13 protein-coding genes and 1 riboswitch are annotated in these 14,898 nt (G+C 40.0%); all 13 genes read left to right on the top strand.

The genetic code is table 11. The annotated features are described in order from the left end of the window. Positions 1 to 1,307 precede the first annotated feature (1,307 nt). The 13 genes from FS486_RS12815 (at position 1,308) to purD (ending at position 14,774) form a co-directional block, all read left to right on the top strand. The gene (locus FS486_RS12815; protein WP_144511937.1) at positions 1,308 to 1,505 is read left to right on the top strand and encodes an NETI motif-containing protein; all 198 of its coding nucleotides are present in this window, start codon (positions 1,308 to 1,310) and stop codon (positions 1,503 to 1,505) included. An 88-nt stretch (positions 1,506 to 1,593) separates the two neighbouring features. Next, positions 1,594 to 1,693: riboswitch (purine riboswitch) on the top strand. 176 nt (positions 1,694 to 1,869) lie between these two features. Then, the gene (gene purE, locus FS486_RS12810; protein ID WP_144511949.1) at positions 1,870 to 2,358 is read left to right on the top strand and encodes a 5-(carboxyamino)imidazole ribonucleotide mutase; all 489 of its coding nucleotides are present in this window, start codon (positions 1,870 to 1,872) and stop codon (positions 2,356 to 2,358) included. Continuing rightward, entirely contained in the window at positions 2,355 to 3,476 is a 1,122-nt protein-coding gene (gene purK / locus FS486_RS12805; protein WP_144511936.1) for a 5-(carboxyamino)imidazole ribonucleotide synthase, read from the top strand. The genes purE and purK overlap by 4 nt, the downstream gene beginning before the upstream one ends. A 16-nt stretch (positions 3,477 to 3,492) precedes the next feature. Then, on the top strand, positions 3,493 to 4,788 hold the full coding sequence (gene purB / locus FS486_RS12800) for an adenylosuccinate lyase (RefSeq protein WP_144511935.1): 1,296 nt from the start codon (positions 3,493 to 3,495) through the stop codon (positions 4,786 to 4,788). 81 nt (positions 4,789 to 4,869) lie between these two features. Next, positions 4,870 to 5,586: a phosphoribosylaminoimidazolesuccinocarboxamide synthase gene (purC, locus tag FS486_RS12795; RefSeq protein WP_144511934.1), complete on the top strand. Its 717-nt coding sequence runs from the start codon at positions 4,870 to 4,872 to the stop codon at positions 5,584 to 5,586. Continuing rightward, positions 5,583 to 5,837 carry a phosphoribosylformylglycinamidine synthase subunit PurS gene (purS, locus tag FS486_RS12790; RefSeq protein ID WP_144511933.1) on the top strand — a complete coding sequence of 85 codons (255 nt, stop codon included), beginning with the start codon at positions 5,583 to 5,585 and terminating at the stop codon, positions 5,835 to 5,837. Before purC ends, purS begins: the two co-directional genes overlap by 4 nt. Further along, entirely contained in the window at positions 5,834 to 6,520 is a 687-nt protein-coding gene (gene purQ / locus FS486_RS12785) for a phosphoribosylformylglycinamidine synthase subunit PurQ (protein ID WP_144511932.1), read from the top strand. The genes purS and purQ overlap by 4 nt, the downstream gene beginning before the upstream one ends. Continuing rightward, positions 6,504 to 8,735 (top strand): phosphoribosylformylglycinamidine synthase subunit PurL, encoded by a 2,232-nt coding sequence (gene purL, locus FS486_RS12780; RefSeq protein ID WP_144511931.1) that lies wholly within the window; start codon positions 6,504 to 6,506, stop codon positions 8,733 to 8,735. The genes purQ and purL overlap by 17 nt, the downstream gene beginning before the upstream one ends. Beyond that, a complete protein-coding gene (gene purF / locus FS486_RS12775; RefSeq protein ID WP_144511930.1) occupies positions 8,711 to 10,132 on the top strand; it encodes an amidophosphoribosyltransferase in 1,422 nt (473 codons plus the stop codon). Before purL ends, purF begins: the two co-directional genes overlap by 25 nt. An 11-nt stretch (positions 10,133 to 10,143) precedes the next feature. Beyond that, positions 10,144 to 11,199, top strand: a complete 1,056-nt coding sequence (gene purM / locus FS486_RS12770) for a phosphoribosylformylglycinamidine cyclo-ligase (protein ID WP_144511929.1) — start codon at positions 10,144 to 10,146, stop codon at positions 11,197 to 11,199. After that, positions 11,199 to 11,771: a phosphoribosylglycinamide formyltransferase gene (gene purN / locus FS486_RS12765; RefSeq protein WP_144511928.1), complete on the top strand. Its 573-nt coding sequence runs from the start codon at positions 11,199 to 11,201 to the stop codon at positions 11,769 to 11,771. Before purM ends, purN begins: the two co-directional genes overlap by 1 nt. A gap of 191 nt (positions 11,772 to 11,962) precedes the next feature. After that, positions 11,963 to 13,498 carry a bifunctional phosphoribosylaminoimidazolecarboxamide formyltransferase/IMP cyclohydrolase gene (gene purH, locus FS486_RS12760; protein WP_144511927.1) on the top strand — a complete coding sequence of 512 codons (1,536 nt, stop codon included), beginning with the start codon at positions 11,963 to 11,965 and terminating at the stop codon, positions 13,496 to 13,498. A 16-nt stretch (positions 13,499 to 13,514) separates the two neighbouring features. Beyond that, the gene (purD, locus tag FS486_RS12755; RefSeq protein ID WP_144511926.1) at positions 13,515 to 14,774 is read left to right on the top strand and encodes a phosphoribosylamine--glycine ligase; all 1,260 of its coding nucleotides are present in this window, start codon (positions 13,515 to 13,517) and stop codon (positions 14,772 to 14,774) included. Positions 14,775 to 14,898: the final 124 nt, after the last annotated feature.

Raw genomic sequence — 14,898 nt, 5'->3', positions numbered from 1 at the left:
CTTCAGCGCCGATGGTAGTTGGGGGTCTCCCCCTGTGAGAGTAGGACGTCGCTGGGCACACAAGAAGAAGTCGTTACCGAGTAATCGGTGGCGGCTTTTTTATTTGCGGATTGAATTAATCCTGATCTATGGTCAGTCTGATGTGGTTGCTAGTTTTGCCACTTATCACCAAATGCGTTCTCGTTTTCTAGAATTTTGTACTCAGTAAAAGGGACAGTTCTTAGTTAGTTGCTCTTGACGGGAAACTGGTTGCTTTGATGTCTAAATTGGTTGCGTACAGCCACTTATTTCTAAATAGTAGCTTCATTTATTAGACATTCGTGTTAATGTAAGTAGCTCAATCTCGTTTGGTTGCTCTCACCGAGAAACTGGTTGCGTTCGTGGAAGAGATGGTTGCTCTCATGATCAAACTGGTTGCTTTAAGGCCTAAACTGGTTGCCTTCGCAGAGCAATTTGTTGCGTACAGCCATTTATTTCTAAATAGTTGCTTCATTTATTAGACATTCCTGCTAAAGCAAGCAACCCAATCTCGTTTAGTTGCTTTTACCGGGAAACTGGTTGCGTTCGTGGGAGAGATGGTTGCTCTCATGATCAAACTGGTTGCTTTGAGGCCTAAACTGATTGCCTTCGCAGAGCAATTGGTTGCGTACAGCCATTTATTTCTAAATAGTAGCTTCCTTTATTAGACATTCGTGCTAAAGTAAGTAGCTCCATCTCGTTTGGTTGCTCTCACCGGGAAACTGGTTGCGTTCGTGGGAGAGATGGTTGCTCTCATGGACAAACTGGTTGCTTTAAGGCCTAAACTGGTTGCTCTCGCTGAGCAATTGGTTGCGTACAGCCATTTATTTCTAAATAGTAGCTTGATTTATTAGACATTCGTGCTAAAGCAAACAGCCCAATCTCGTTTGGTTGCTCTCACCGAGAAACTGGTTGCGTTCGTGGAAGAGATGGTTGCTCTCATGATCAAACTGGTTGCTTAAAGCCTAAACTGGTTGCCTTCGCAGAACAATTGGTTGCGTACAGCCATTTACTTCCAACTGCTCTCTTCTTTTATTAAGTTCATATACTCCATACAAGGGATGGATCTTAGTTGTTATTTACTTTCATGTGTAAATCAGTCACTCAGCTAAACTTTTCATACTTTCAGTTGATTGTTTCCCCTCTACGTTAAAAAATACGAGTATCTACATGCACCTAACAATGAAACTCAAACAAAAAGCGACAAAAGTTGATATAATAAACAAATCAACAAGTAAAATCATCAAACTAAATTTTGAATAGATCAGTAAAGAAAGGAAAGCTATTTGATGAAGAAAGAAACAAAATGGTTCGAAGTTGAGGAAAATGAAAGCATCACAACCTGTATCGAAAGAATGGCCAGGCAAGGTTTTCAAGTGGCAGGGAGAAAAGAGGAACCCCTTTTTGCTGAAATAGATGGTCAACCTGTTCCGATTAAACAATTGATTATGTTAAAAGGAATAAAAGAGGAAAATGCAAAAAAATAACATCAAAATACGAACGATTAACTTTGACTGAAAATAAACGTTCGTATAATGGGTTGACGTGACTCTTCATACTTGTTAGAATGTGATTAGAAATAGACGATTATATCCCCATATATGCTAAAGGATTGGCTTTAGCGTCTCTACCAAGTCACCGTAATGACAGGACTATGAGGGAAAGCAACTTTAGGATGATGTTAAAAGGATGTGTTGAGGCATGTTATTAATGACAAACACAAATCCTACCGCTAGTTCCTTAAGTAAACTGCTTTTCTTGTATAGAGAGTAGTTTATTTAGGGAACTTTTTATGTTTAATGGCAGATGTCATAGATTCACTAATGTGAGTTAGATGAAGGGATGGATATGATGAACGCAAAAATTGGTGTAATTATGGGTAGCTCTAGTGATTGGGAAACAATGAAATATAGTTGTGAAATTCTTGAGGAACTTAATATACCGTATGAAAAACAAGTAGTTTCTGCACATCGTACGCCCGATTTAATGTTTGAATATGCGGAGGAAGCAAGAATACGAGGAATTCATGTAATAATTGCTGGAGCTGGCGGTGCTGCACATTTACCTGGAATGGTTGCTGCTAAGACTACTCTCCCAGTTATTGGTGTACCGGTTCAATCTAAAGCATTGAATGGTTTAGATTCATTGCTATCCATTGTTCAAATGCCAGGAGGGGTGCCAGTAGCAACTGTTGCGATTGGAAAGGCAGGGGCAACGAACGCAGGGCTTCTTGCGGCACAAATTCTTTCTATCCAGGATGTAGAATTGGCAGAACGATTAGAAAAACGAAGAGAAAGCATTAAAAATAAAGTATATGAAAGTAATGGTGAGCTTCAATGACTAAAGTTATCTATCCAGGGCAAACAATAGGTATAATTGGTGGCGGGCAGCTTGGAAGGATGATGGCATTAGCAGCGAAAGAGGCAGGCTTTAAAATAGCAGTATTAGAACCAACGATGGATTCACCTTGTGGTCAAGTTGCAGATATTCGCATTGTTGCTCCATATAATGATGAGGCTGCATTAGAAGAACTTGCTGAAGTAAGTGACGTGATTACATATGAATTTGAAAATATCGATTATGCGGGTTTGAAAAGATTATCGCAAATTGCATATGTTCCACAAGGGGCTGAACTTGTAAAAATTACGCAAGATCGCATATTAGAAAAAAAGGAACTTCAGGCATCAGGTGTCCCAATTGCGAAATTTGTCGAAGCAAGGAACTATGGAGAGTTGGAAGAACAGGTTGATGAAATAGGTTTTCCTTGTGTAGTGAAAACTTCTCGTGGTGGGTATGATGGAAAAGGTCAGCAAATTATTCATTCAAAAGAGGAGCTTTCCTTAGCTAAATCGCTTTTTGATCATTCTGCTTGTATTGCAGAGGCATTTGTTCCATTTACAAAGGAAATATCTGTAATTGTTCAGCGAAATGGCGATGGACAAACGTTCTGCCTTCCAATTGGAGAAAATATTCACGTGAATCATATTTTACATGAAACAATTGTTCCTGCCCGAATAGACGCTTCTCTAACTGAGAAGGCAATAGATGCAGCCATTACTATCGCGAATCATTTAAATCTAGTAGGAACTCTTGCAGTGGAGATGTTCGTATTAGACGATCAAGGAATAATGATTAATGAATTAGCTCCAAGACCACATAACTCGGGGCACTACTCAATCGAGGCATGTAACATATCCCAATTTCATCAACATATTAGAGCAGTTTGTGGTTGGCCGCTACGAGAGCCAAAGCTTTGGACAGACACTGTTATGGTGAATATTTTGGGACAGCATGTTATCCCATTAACGAATTCAATTAGTAAATTTCCTAACTGGTCTGTTCATTTATATGGAAAAGCAGAAGCGAAAACAAACCGTAAGATGGGACATGTAACAATCCTTTCAACTGACATTGATCAAACATTAGAAGAAATAAATCAATCAACAATCTGGTCTTAAATGAGGAGGAACTTAAATGATCGAACGTTATACACGCCCGGAAATGGGAGCAATTTGGACAGAGGAAAACAAATACAACGCTTGGCTTGAAGTAGAAATTTTAGCATGTGAGGCATGGGCTGAAATTGGAGATATTCCAAAAGAAGACGTAGTGGCACTTCGCAAAAATGCATCTTTCTCTGTCGATCGTATTTTAGAAATTGAGCAGGAAACAAGACATGATGTAGTTGCATTCACTCGTGCTGTTTCTGAGACACTTGGAGAAGAGCGTAAATGGGTTCACTACGGTTTAACATCTACGGACGTAGTAGATACAGCACTTTCTTATTTAATTAAACAAGCGAATGTTATTATCCGTAAAGATCTTCATAATTTTATCGAAATTCTTGAGAACAAAGCAAAAGAACATAAATACACAGTAATGATGGGACGTACACATGGTGTTCATGCTGAGCCGACAACTTTTGGCTTAAAGCTTGCACTTTGGACAGAAGAAATGAAACGTAATTTAGAAAGATTTGAAGCTGCAGCAAAAATTATTGAAACTGGTAAAATGTCGGGTGCAGTAGGCACTTATGCAAACATTGATCCTTTTGTTGAGAAATACGTTTGTGAAAACCTAGGACTTGCTGCATCATCTATTTCAACGCAAACATTACAACGTGATCGTCACGCACAATACATGAGTACATTAGCGCTAATCGCCACTTCTGTTGAAAAGTTTGCAACTGAGATTCGCGGATTACAAAAATCCGAAACACGTGAAGTAGAGGAGTTCTTTGCAAAAGGTCAAAAAGGTTCTTCGGCTATGCCACATAAGCGTAATCCAATTGGCTCGGAGAACATGACAGGACTTGCAAGGTTAATGCGTGGTTATATGATGACCGCTTACGAAAATGTGTCTTTATGGCATGAAAGAGACATCTCTCATTCTTCAGCAGAACGCGTTATCTTACCAGATGCAACAATCGCACTGAACTATATGTTAAATCGTTTTGGTAATATCGTGAAAAACTTAACTGTTTTCCCGGAAAACATGAAACGTAATATGGACTCCACTTTGGGGTTAATTTATTCTCAACGTGTACTTCTTGCCCTAATCGACAAAGGTTTAGCTCGTGAAGAAGCATATGATACTGTTCAGCCGCTTGCTATGCAAGCTTGGGAATCTCAAACTGCATTCCGTACATTTGTGGATGGGGAAGAAAAAATCACGTCATTGCTTTCAAAAGAAGAGTTGGATGACTGTTTCGATTATAACTATCATATCCAACATGTAGATATGATTTTCGAACGCTTAGGTCTAAATTAAACTTTAAAAGTTTTAACGAACATTAGGGAGGGATACAACCCTCTCTCTGTTTGAAAGTTCACTTTATCGGGGGAATTCACAGTGGAAAAAGGTCGTCTATTATACGAAGGTAAAGCAAAACAACTATTCGCAACGGAAGATGAAAACATTCTATTTGTATCTTATAAAGATAGTGCTACAGCTTTTAATGGAGAGAAAAAAGAAGAAATAGTTGGCAAAGGAATGTTAAACAATAAAATTACCACTATTCTTTTTGAACGGTTAAAACAGCATGGGATTGACTCGCATTTTGTGAAACAAATATCAGAAAATGAACAACTTGTTCAAAAAGTAGAGATTATACCTTTAGAAGTAGTTGTTCGAAATATAGCAGCAGGCAGTCTATCCAAAAGACTTGGATTAGAAGAAGGAATGCCTTTAAAGCATTCTATTGTAGAAATCTACTACAAGGATGATAGTTTAGGTGATCCTTTACTAACAGATGCTCATATTGAATTGTTGGAGCTTGCAACACCTGAGGAAATAGAGACGATCAAAATAAAGGCGATAGAGATTAACAGTGTGTTACAGCCTATTTTTAAAGAAATCGGTGTGACGTTAATCGACATGAAACTCGAGTTCGGTAAAACTGCAAAAGGTGAAATATTACTTGCGGACGAGATTTCCCCAGATACTTGCAGACTATGGGATGACGAAACAAATAATAAACTCGATAAAGACGTTTTTAGACGTAATTTAGGTAGTTTAACAGATGTGTACGAAATTATACTTTCCCGCTTAGGAGGATTATCAAAATGAAAAAAGTAAAAGTATATGTGACATTACGTGAAAGTGTTTTGGATCCACAAGGTTCGGCAGTAATGGGTGCCCTTCATTCTATGAATTATAACGAAGTGACAGATGTTCGTATTGGAAAATTTCTGGAACTTCAAATAGAGGAATCCAATCGTGATATAGATACGGTCGTAAAGGAAATGTGTGAAAAGCTTCTTACAAATACAGTAATCGAAGACTATCGTTTTGAAGTTGAGGAGGTTGCTAGCAAATGAAGTTTGCAGTAATCGTTTTTCCAGGATCGAACTGTGATTTAGATATGTACCATGCGATTAAAGACGAGCTTGGAGAAGAAGTAGAGTACGTATGGCATGATGCAACCGATTTAAGCGGTTTTGATGGGATATTGCTACCAGGTGGTTTTTCGTATGGGGATTACTTACGTTGTGGGGCAATTTCTCGTTTCTCAAACGTAATGTCTGAGGTTGTGAAAGCAGCAGAGGCGGGTAAACCAGTACTTGGTGTTTGTAACGGATTCCAAGTATTAACCGAAGCGGGTCTTCTACCGGGCGCACTGCTTCGCAATAAAAACCTTAAATTCATGTGTCGTACAGTTGGGCTGACAGTGGAAAATAACGAGACGCAATTTACTTCAGGCTATAAAAAAGGCGAAGTAATTCAAATTCCAATCGCACATGGCGAAGGAAACTATTATTGCGATGAAGAAACTCTTGCTAGTTTAAAAGAAAATAATCAAATCGTGTTCACGTACGCTTCCGAAAATCCAAACGGAAGTATCGAGGACATTGCAGGTATTATAAATGCAACAGGAAATGTATTAGGAATGATGCCACATCCAGAGCGCGCTGCCAATGACATTATGGGTGGATCAGATGGACTTGCGTTATTTAAATCTATAGTGAAACAGTGGAGGGAATCTCATGTCAGTCATGCTTGAACCAAATCCGGAGCAAATAAAAGAACAAAAATTATATGCACAAATGGGTATGTCCGATGAAGAATTTGCAATGGTCGAGAAGATTCTAGGCCGTCTTCCAAACTATACAGAAACAGGGTTATTCTCTGTTATGTGGTCGGAGCATTGTTCCTATAAAAACTCAAAACCTGTATTGCGCAAGTTTCCTACAAAAGGTCCGCAAGTCCTTCAAGGTCCTGGTGAAGGTGCTGGAATTGTAGATATCGGAGATGGGCAAGCGGTTGTGTTCAAAATGGAATCACATAATCATCCTTCTGCTATCGAGCCATATCAAGGAGCAGCGACAGGTGTTGGTGGTATTATCCGCGATGTATTCTCAATGGGAGCACGTCCGATTGCGATGTTAAATTCTCTACGTTTTGGCGAGTTAAAAACACCACGTGTGAAATATTTGTTTGAAGAAGTAGTAGCAGGTATTGCAGGATATGGAAATTGTATTGGTATTCCTACAGTTGGTGGAGAGATCCAGTTTGATGACTGCTATGAAGGTAATCCATTAGTTAATGCAATGTGTGTTGGTTTGATCAACCATGAAGATATTCAAAAAGGCATTGCAGCTGGGGAAGGAAATACAGTACTGTATGCGGGTGCTAAAACTGGTCGTGATGGTATCCATGGTGCAACCTTTGCATCGGAAGAATTGACTGAAGCTTCAGAAGAAAAACGTCCAGCTGTTCAAGTAGGAGATCCATTTATGGAAAAACTTTTACTTGAAGCATGTTTAGAAGTAGTAAAGTCGGATGCATTGATCGGTATTCAAGATATGGGAGCTGCAGGTTTAACTTCCTCATCTGCTGAGATGGCTTCCAAAGCCGGTTATGGTGTGGAAATGAATTTAGACTTTATTCCTCAACGGGAAACTGGTATGACGGCATATGAAATGATGCTCTCTGAATCGCAAGAACGCATGTTGATTGTTGTGAAAAAAGGACGAGAAGATGAAATCGTGAAGATTTTTGATAAATACGGATTAGACTGTGTAGCCGTTGGAAAAGTAACGAATGATAAAATGCTTCGCCTACTCCATAAAGGAGAAGTAGTGGCAGAGGTACCTGCTGATGCACTGGCAGAAGAAGCACCTGTATATCATAAACCATCAGCAGTTCCGGCATATTTCACAGAATTCCAAGCAATGGAGAATACAGAGCCCACAGTTTCAAATTACAAAGAAACATTATTAAGCTTACTACAGCAACCGACGATTGCTTCAAAGGAATGGGTGTATGATCAATACGACTATCAAGTTCGTACGAGTACAGTAGTTACGCCTGGATCGGATGCTGCGGTGGTACGTGTTCGTGGCACGAATAAAGGCTTAGCAATGACAACGGATTGTAACTCTAGATATATCTATTTAGATCCAGTTGTGGGTGGAAAAATTGCAGTAGCAGAAGCAGCACGTAATGTTGTATGCTCTGGGGCAAAACCTCTTGCAATAACGGACTGCTTGAACTTCGGTAATCCGGAAAACCCAGAAATCTTCTGGCAACTAGAAAAATCAGCTGACGGTATTTCAGAAGCATGTCTTGCACTAGACTCACCAGTCATTGGCGGGAACGTCTCGTTATACAATGAGCGTAGTGGAACAGCGGTTTACCCAACACCAACTATTGGTCTTGTGGGACTTGTGGAAGATGTGGCTCATGTTACAACTCAAGATGTAAAACAAGCTGGGGATATTATATACGTGATTGGTGAATCGAAAACAGAATTCGGTGGTTCAGAGCTTCAAAAGTTAGTAGAAAAACGCATTTTTGGTCAGGCTCCTTCGATTGATTTGGATGTCGAAGCAGCTCGTCAAAAAGCATTGCTCTCAGCAATCCAAGCAGGTGTTGTACAGTCTGCACATGATATTGCAGAAGGTGGCCTCGCGGTTGCACTAGCAGAGAAAGCTTTTGGTGCAAAGGGCCTTGGAGTGGAAGTAAGCATAGAAGGTTCTGCAACAACAGCATTATTTAGTGAGTCTCAATCCCGTTTCCTTGTAACTGTTAAACATGAAAATGCAACTGAATTTGAGAAAATTGTAAAAGAGGCAGTTCAAATTGGTACTGTAACAAATTCAAATAAGGTAGTTATTTCTAATGAAGACGGAACTGAATGGATCAGCGGTTCTGTTGACGAATTCCGTTCAGCTTGGAAAGGAGCAATACCATGCTTGCTGAAGTCAGAGGCTTAAACGAAGAATGTGGTGTGTTTGGGATTTGGGGACATCCAGATCCTGCTCCCATTAGCTATTATGGTTTGCATGCTCTTCAACATAGGGGCCAAGAGGGTGCTGGAATAGTAGTGACAGACGGGGAATTTCTACGAGCAGTCAAAGGTGAAGGACTTGTAAATGATGTTTTCAGTAACGGCAAGCTTGAAAAATTAGAAGGAAAAGCTGCTATTGCTCATGTACGTTATGCCACTGCCGGTGGTTCGGGAATTGAGAATGTCCAACCATTGCTTTTTAATTCGACTACTGGAAGCCTTGCCATTGCTCATAATGGAAATATAGTAAATGCCAATAGATTGAAAAGAAGTCTGGAGCAGCAAGGAAGTATTTTTCAAACGACTTCTGATACAGAAGTCTTAGCACATTTATTGAAAAAAAGTCATCATACCTCATTAGAGGAACGTGCGAAACAAGCATTGAAATTGTTGGATGGGGCTTTTGCTTTTATTATCTTAACGGAAGATACAATGATAGTAGCACAAGATCCACATGGCATGCGCCCACTTTCTTTAGGAAAGTTAGGGGAGGCTTGGGTAGTTGCATCGGAAACAAGTGCGTTCGATTTAATAGGGGCGGAAGTTATTCGTTCAGTGGAACCTGGTGAGTTACTAATCATCAATGATCAAGGGTTACGATCAGAACGCTTTTCGGAGCCAGCAGAACGTGCGATTTGTACGATGGAATATGTATATTTCTCCCGACCTGACTCAGATATCGATGGTATTAATATTCATATGGCTAGAAAACGTCTAGGTAAACAGCTAGCCAAAGAAATTCAAGTAGATGCGGATGTTATTACTGGTGTACCTGATTCTAGTATTTCAGCTGCGATAGGATTTTCGGAAGCATCCGGTATTCCCTATGAGATGGGACTTATTAAAAACCGTTATGTAGGACGTACGTTTATACAACCATCACAAGATCTTCGTGAGCGCGGTGTGAAGATGAAACTTTCACCAGTTCGTCAAGTTGTAAACGGAAAACGTGTGGTTATGGTGGATGATTCGATTGTTCGGGGGACCACATCGAAACGCATTGTGAAAATGTTAAAAGAGGCTGGAGCGAAAGAAGTGCATGTTGTCATTAGTTCTCCTCCTTTAAAAAGTCCTTGTTTTTACGGGATTGATATTAGTACCGATTCAGAATTGATCGCTTCCAATAATAATGTGGAAGAAATGCGCGAGTTAATAGGTGCCGACTCGCTTTCGTTTTTATCTGTTGAAGGTATGGTGGAAGCGATTGGAAGAACGGATGAGGGGAAAAATTGTGGACACTGCTTAGCTTGCTTCACTGGTGAGTATCCCACTCCAATTTCTCCAAACACAAAATTACCACATGAAAAAGAGCTTGTTCGATAGGAGGATTTTACATGTCAAAAGCATATGAAAAAGCTGGTGTAAATATTGAAGCTGGCTATGAAGCTGTTCAGCGAATGAAATCACATGTCGAACGTACAGCTAGAAAAGGTATTATGGGTACTTTTGGAGGTTTTGGAGGCATGTTTGACCTGTCTTCATTAGATTATAAAGAACCTGTTCTTATTTCTGGAACAGACGGTGTAGGAACAAAGCTGAAGCTTGCATTTATGACAGATTCACACGATACAATCGGAGTGGACTGTGTGGCAATGTGTGTCAATGATATCGTTGCACAAGGAGCAGAACCGTTATTTTTCCTAGATTATGTTGCAGTAGGAAAAGCGGTGCCTGAACGTATTGAACAAATCGTAAAAGGTGTTGCAGATGGTTGTGTTCAATCTGGTGCAGCATTAATCGGAGGAGAAACAGCCGAAATGCCAGGTCTTTATGAAGAAGATGAGTATGATCTAGCAGGATTTGCGGTTGGTGCTTGTGAAAAATCAAAAATTGTTACTGGTGAAAAAATTGTAGAAGGCGATGTGCTCGTTGGAATTGCTTCTAGCGGCATCCATTCAAATGGCTATTCACTTGTACGTAAAATTGTATTTGAAGAGCAAGCTTATACTTCAGAAACAGTAGTTGCAGGTTATGAGGAGCTTGGAGAAATTGGAAAAACTCTACTTACCCCAACGAAAATTTATGCAAAGCCTGTAATGGAAATGCATAAAGAGCTTTCAATTCACGGAATGGCACATGTTACTGGTGGAGGGTTCTATGAAAATTTACCACGTATGATGCCCGAAGGTTTGGCTGTAGAAGTAGACTTAGGCTCGTGGGAAGTGCTACCTATCTTTAACTTGTTGAAGGAAAAAGGCGAGCTTACAGATCGTGATTTATACAATGTATTCAATATGGGTATTGGTTTCGTACTTGCGTTATCTAAAGAGGAAGCACAACAAGCGATTGCTCTTGCTGAGGCCCATGGTGAAAAAGCATATACAATTGGTCGTGTTGTGAAAGGTGAAGGGGTTCGATTTACCGGAACACATGACGGGAGTTTAGTGTAATGGCTGGAAAACCGAAATTTGCAGTATTTGCATCAGGAAGCGGCAGTAATTTTCAAGCCATTCATGATGCGATCGAAGCTGGTCAACTATCTGGTACTATTTCGCTTGTAGTCTCAGATAAACCAGAAGCATTTGTACTAGTGCGTGCAAAAACTGCCGGTATTCAAACACTGGCCGTTAAACCTACTAGTTTTTCTTCTAAAGAAGCGTTCGAACTACACGTATTACAAAAGTTAAAAGAGCTTGAAGTAGAGTGGATTGTGCTTGCTGGATATATGCGATTGATTGGAACAGTTTTACTCGAAGCATATCCAAGTAAAATCATTAATATTCATCCATCTCTACTCCCTGCGTTTCCAGGTAAAGATGCCATCGGACAAGCAATGGAGCATGGAGTAAAAGTAACAGGAGTAACTGTTCACTATGTGGATGCCGGAATGGACACTGGTCCTATTTTAGCGCAAGCAGCTGTTGATGTAGTCGACGGTGATAAAGAGCAAACAAAAGAACGTATTCACTCCATAGAGCATGAGTTATATACGAAAACATTACAAAAACTGTGGAGCCTGTAGTCAGTGCCAGCTTTTGCTATAAAAGCACGCTGGCTCCCTTTAGGGAAGATTCTACCCAATAGTACAGGCGTATATTGGGTAGAAATAGAGAATCGCTCGAACTTTCCCAAGAATCGCTCCAGCTCAGCTACTTCGCGTCGGTAAACTTCGAAAAACGATATATACTTACATAAATCAGAGGAGGAAATAACGTGTCAAAACGTGCTTTACTTAGTGTTTCAGATAAATCAGGAATTCTTGAATTTGCAAAAGCGTTGGAACAGCTGGGATATGAAATTTTATCGACTGGTGGAACAAAAGCTTTTTTAGAACAAAATGATGTGGCAATTACTTCAGTAGATTCCGTAACAAACTTCCCAGAAATACTAGATGGTCGAGTAAAAACATTAAATCCAATGATACACGGTGGATTATTAGCAAAACACGACGATCCCTCTCACCAAGCACAACTTGAAGAGCATAGTATTACACCGATTCAAGTAGTATGTGTAAACTTATATCCTTTCTTTGAAACAATTTCCAAACCTAATGTTGCATTTGAAGATGCAATTGAAAATATTGATATCGGTGGGCCTTCTATGCTACGCTCCGCTGCGAAAAATCACCAATACGTGACAGTGGTAACTGATGCATCGGACTACGAGGAAGTATTGGAACAATTAAAAGAAACCGGTGATACCACGTTAGAAACACGCCGCAGACTAGCTGCAAAAGTATTTCGCCACACTGCAGCATATGATGCCCTAATCGCTAGCTATATGACCGATTTAACTGGTGAAGAATTCCCAGAATTATTAACCCTTACATATGAACGTAAGCAAGCATTGCGTTATGGGGAAAACCCTCACCAACAAGCAGCTTTCTACAAACGTCCTTTAGGATCAGATTTCTCGATTGCGTCCGCAAAACAATTACATGGAAAAGAGCTTTCTTATAATAATATTCAAGATGCCAATGCAGCTATTCAAATAGTGAAGGAATTTGACTTACCAGCAGCTGTAGCAGTTAAACATATGAATCCTTGCGGCGTTGGGACAGGGGAAACTATTTCGGATGCATTCAATAAAGCATACGAAGCTGACTCCACATCTATTTTTGGAGGGATTGTCGCTTTAAATCGGGAAGTAGATGCAGCAACTGCGAAAGTTTTAGCAGGAATTTTCTTAGAAATCATTATTGCCCCTTCATTTTCTGAAGATGCAATTGCAATGCTTACTGCAAAGAAAAATATTCGTCTATTGACAATTTCCTATGAGCAAACGAAAAAAGACCCTTGGAATACAGTTTCTGTAGAAGGTGGTCTTTTAGTTCAATCACCAGATACTTATGGATTAAAAGATGCAGACGTAAAAGTAGTAACGGACCGCGAACCAACAGCAGAAGAATGGAAAGCGCTAGAGTTGGGTTGGAGTGTTGTAAAGCATGTAAAATCCAACGCAATTGTAGTAGCTACGGAAGACATGACAATCGGTGTCGGTGCTGGCCAAATGAACCGTGTCGGGTCTGCAAAAATTGCATTGGAACAAGCAGGTGAACGTGCAAAAGGAGCAGGGCTTGCATCAGATGCATTTTTCCCGATGAACGATACAGTGGAAGCTGCTGCAAAAGCAGGCATTACGGCAATCATTCAAACAGGTGGATCTGTAAAAGATCAAGATTCAATTGATAAAGCAAATGAATACGGAATTGCAATGGTATTCACTGGCGTTCGTCATTTCAAACACTAAGGGAGGCGCATCTCATATGAACATACTCGTAATTGGTAGTGGCGGACGTGAGCATGCCATTGCAAAGCAATTCAATGGTTCCCCTTCTGTAAATAAAGTATTTGTTGCACCAGGTAACGCAGGTATGGCAAATGATGCAGAAATTATTCCTATCGATATAATGGCTTTTGAAGAGCTTGCAAGCTTTGCGAAAGAAAACAATATCGATTTAACATTTGTAGGTCCTGAGCAACCGCTAGCTGCTGGAATTGTAGATTATTTTGAATTGCATAATCTTCGTATTTTTGGACCGAACAAAGCAGCAGCGCAAATTGAAGGAAGTAAATCATTTGCGAAAGAATTAATGAAAAAATATGATATCCCAACTGCTGCTTATGAAACGTTCACGGAAGTTGATAAAGCAAAAGCCTATATTGAAAAACTAGGTGCTCCCATTGTTGTAAAAGCAGATGGACTAGCTGCTGGAAAAGGTGTCGTTGTGGCCATGACCGTAGATGAAGCATATGAAGCTGTGGAAGATATGATTGGTAACCAATTATTCGGTGAATCATCTTCCCGTTTAGTAATTGAAGAGTTTTTGGACGGAGAAGAGTTTTCTTTTATGTCTTTTGTACATAATGGACAAATTCATCCAATGGTTATCGCACAAGATCATAAACGTGCGTACGATGGCGACAAAGGGCCAAATACAGGCGGTATGGGAGCTTACTCTCCAGTTCCACAAATTTCTTCACATGTGGTAGAAATTGCTTATGAAACGGTTGTTGTACCAACCGTAAAAGCGATGGCAGAAGAAGGTACACCATTTACTGGAATTTTATATGCTGGGCTTATTTTAACGAAGGATGGTCCGAAAGTAATCGAATTTAATGCTCGTTTTGGTGACCCCGAAACACAAGTTGTGTTACCGCGAATGACAAGTGATTTTGGTGCATTTATGATGGCATTAATGGATGAAAAACCGTTTCAATTGAATTGGTCTGAAGATGCGATGCTAGGTGTAGTTATTGCATCAGAGGGATATCCTGCGAATGTGAAAAAAGGTGCAAAGCTTCCTGATCTTCAAGTATTACAAGATGCAGGACTTCATGTTTACCATGCAGGTACAAAAGTAGATAAGGATGGATATATCGCAAATGGTGGCCGTGTCATATTAGTAGCTGCAAGCGAATCGACTTTAAAAGATGCTCAGCGAAAAGTGTATGAAAATTTGTCAAAGGTAGAATGGGAAGGCTTATTCTTCCGAACAGATATCGGTTGGAGAACATTTCAATAATCTTAAAAGGAAGGTTGGTCGTGATAATCGTCATGACCAACTTTTTTTAAAGGCAATCGGACCAGAGCACTTCGAAAACGCTAGAAATAGGTTTGAATCGTAAAGATTGCTTGCGTTTTTCTTG

The sequence above is a fragment of the Bacillus sp. FJAT-22090 genome (assembly GCF_007676755.1).
Lineage (GTDB): Bacteria > Bacillota > Bacilli > Bacillales_A > Planococcaceae > Psychrobacillus.
This window is presented reverse-complemented; position numbering and strand designations above follow the sequence as displayed.

What these genes read in the sequence shown, in the direction of transcription:
- purF (WP_144511930.1), top strand. Translation starts at nt 8,711, where the DNA reads ATGCTTGCTGAAGTCAGAGGCTTAAACGAAGAATGTGGTGTGTTTGGG.
- purL (WP_144511931.1), top strand. Translation starts at nt 6,504, where the DNA reads ATGTCAGTCATGCTTGAACCAAATCCGGAGCAAATAAAAGAACAAAAA.
- purM (WP_144511929.1), top strand. Translation starts at nt 10,144, where the DNA reads ATGTCAAAAGCATATGAAAAAGCTGGTGTAAATATTGAAGCTGGCTAT.
- purD (WP_144511926.1), top strand. Translation starts at nt 13,515, where the DNA reads ATGAACATACTCGTAATTGGTAGTGGCGGACGTGAGCATGCCATTGCA.
- purQ (WP_144511932.1), top strand. Translation starts at nt 5,834, where the DNA reads ATGAAGTTTGCAGTAATCGTTTTTCCAGGATCGAACTGTGATTTAGAT.
- purN (WP_144511928.1), top strand. Translation starts at nt 11,199, where the DNA reads ATGGCTGGAAAACCGAAATTTGCAGTATTTGCATCAGGAAGCGGCAGT.
- purB (WP_144511935.1), top strand. Translation starts at nt 3,493, where the DNA reads ATGATCGAACGTTATACACGCCCGGAAATGGGAGCAATTTGGACAGAG.
- FS486_RS12815 (WP_144511937.1), top strand. Translation starts at nt 1,308, where the DNA reads ATGAAGAAAGAAACAAAATGGTTCGAAGTTGAGGAAAATGAAAGCATC.
- purK (WP_144511936.1), top strand. Translation starts at nt 2,355, where the DNA reads ATGACTAAAGTTATCTATCCAGGGCAAACAATAGGTATAATTGGTGGC.
- purE (WP_144511949.1), top strand. Translation starts at nt 1,870, where the DNA reads ATGAACGCAAAAATTGGTGTAATTATGGGTAGCTCTAGTGATTGGGAA.
- purS (WP_144511933.1), top strand. Translation starts at nt 5,583, where the DNA reads ATGAAAAAAGTAAAAGTATATGTGACATTACGTGAAAGTGTTTTGGAT.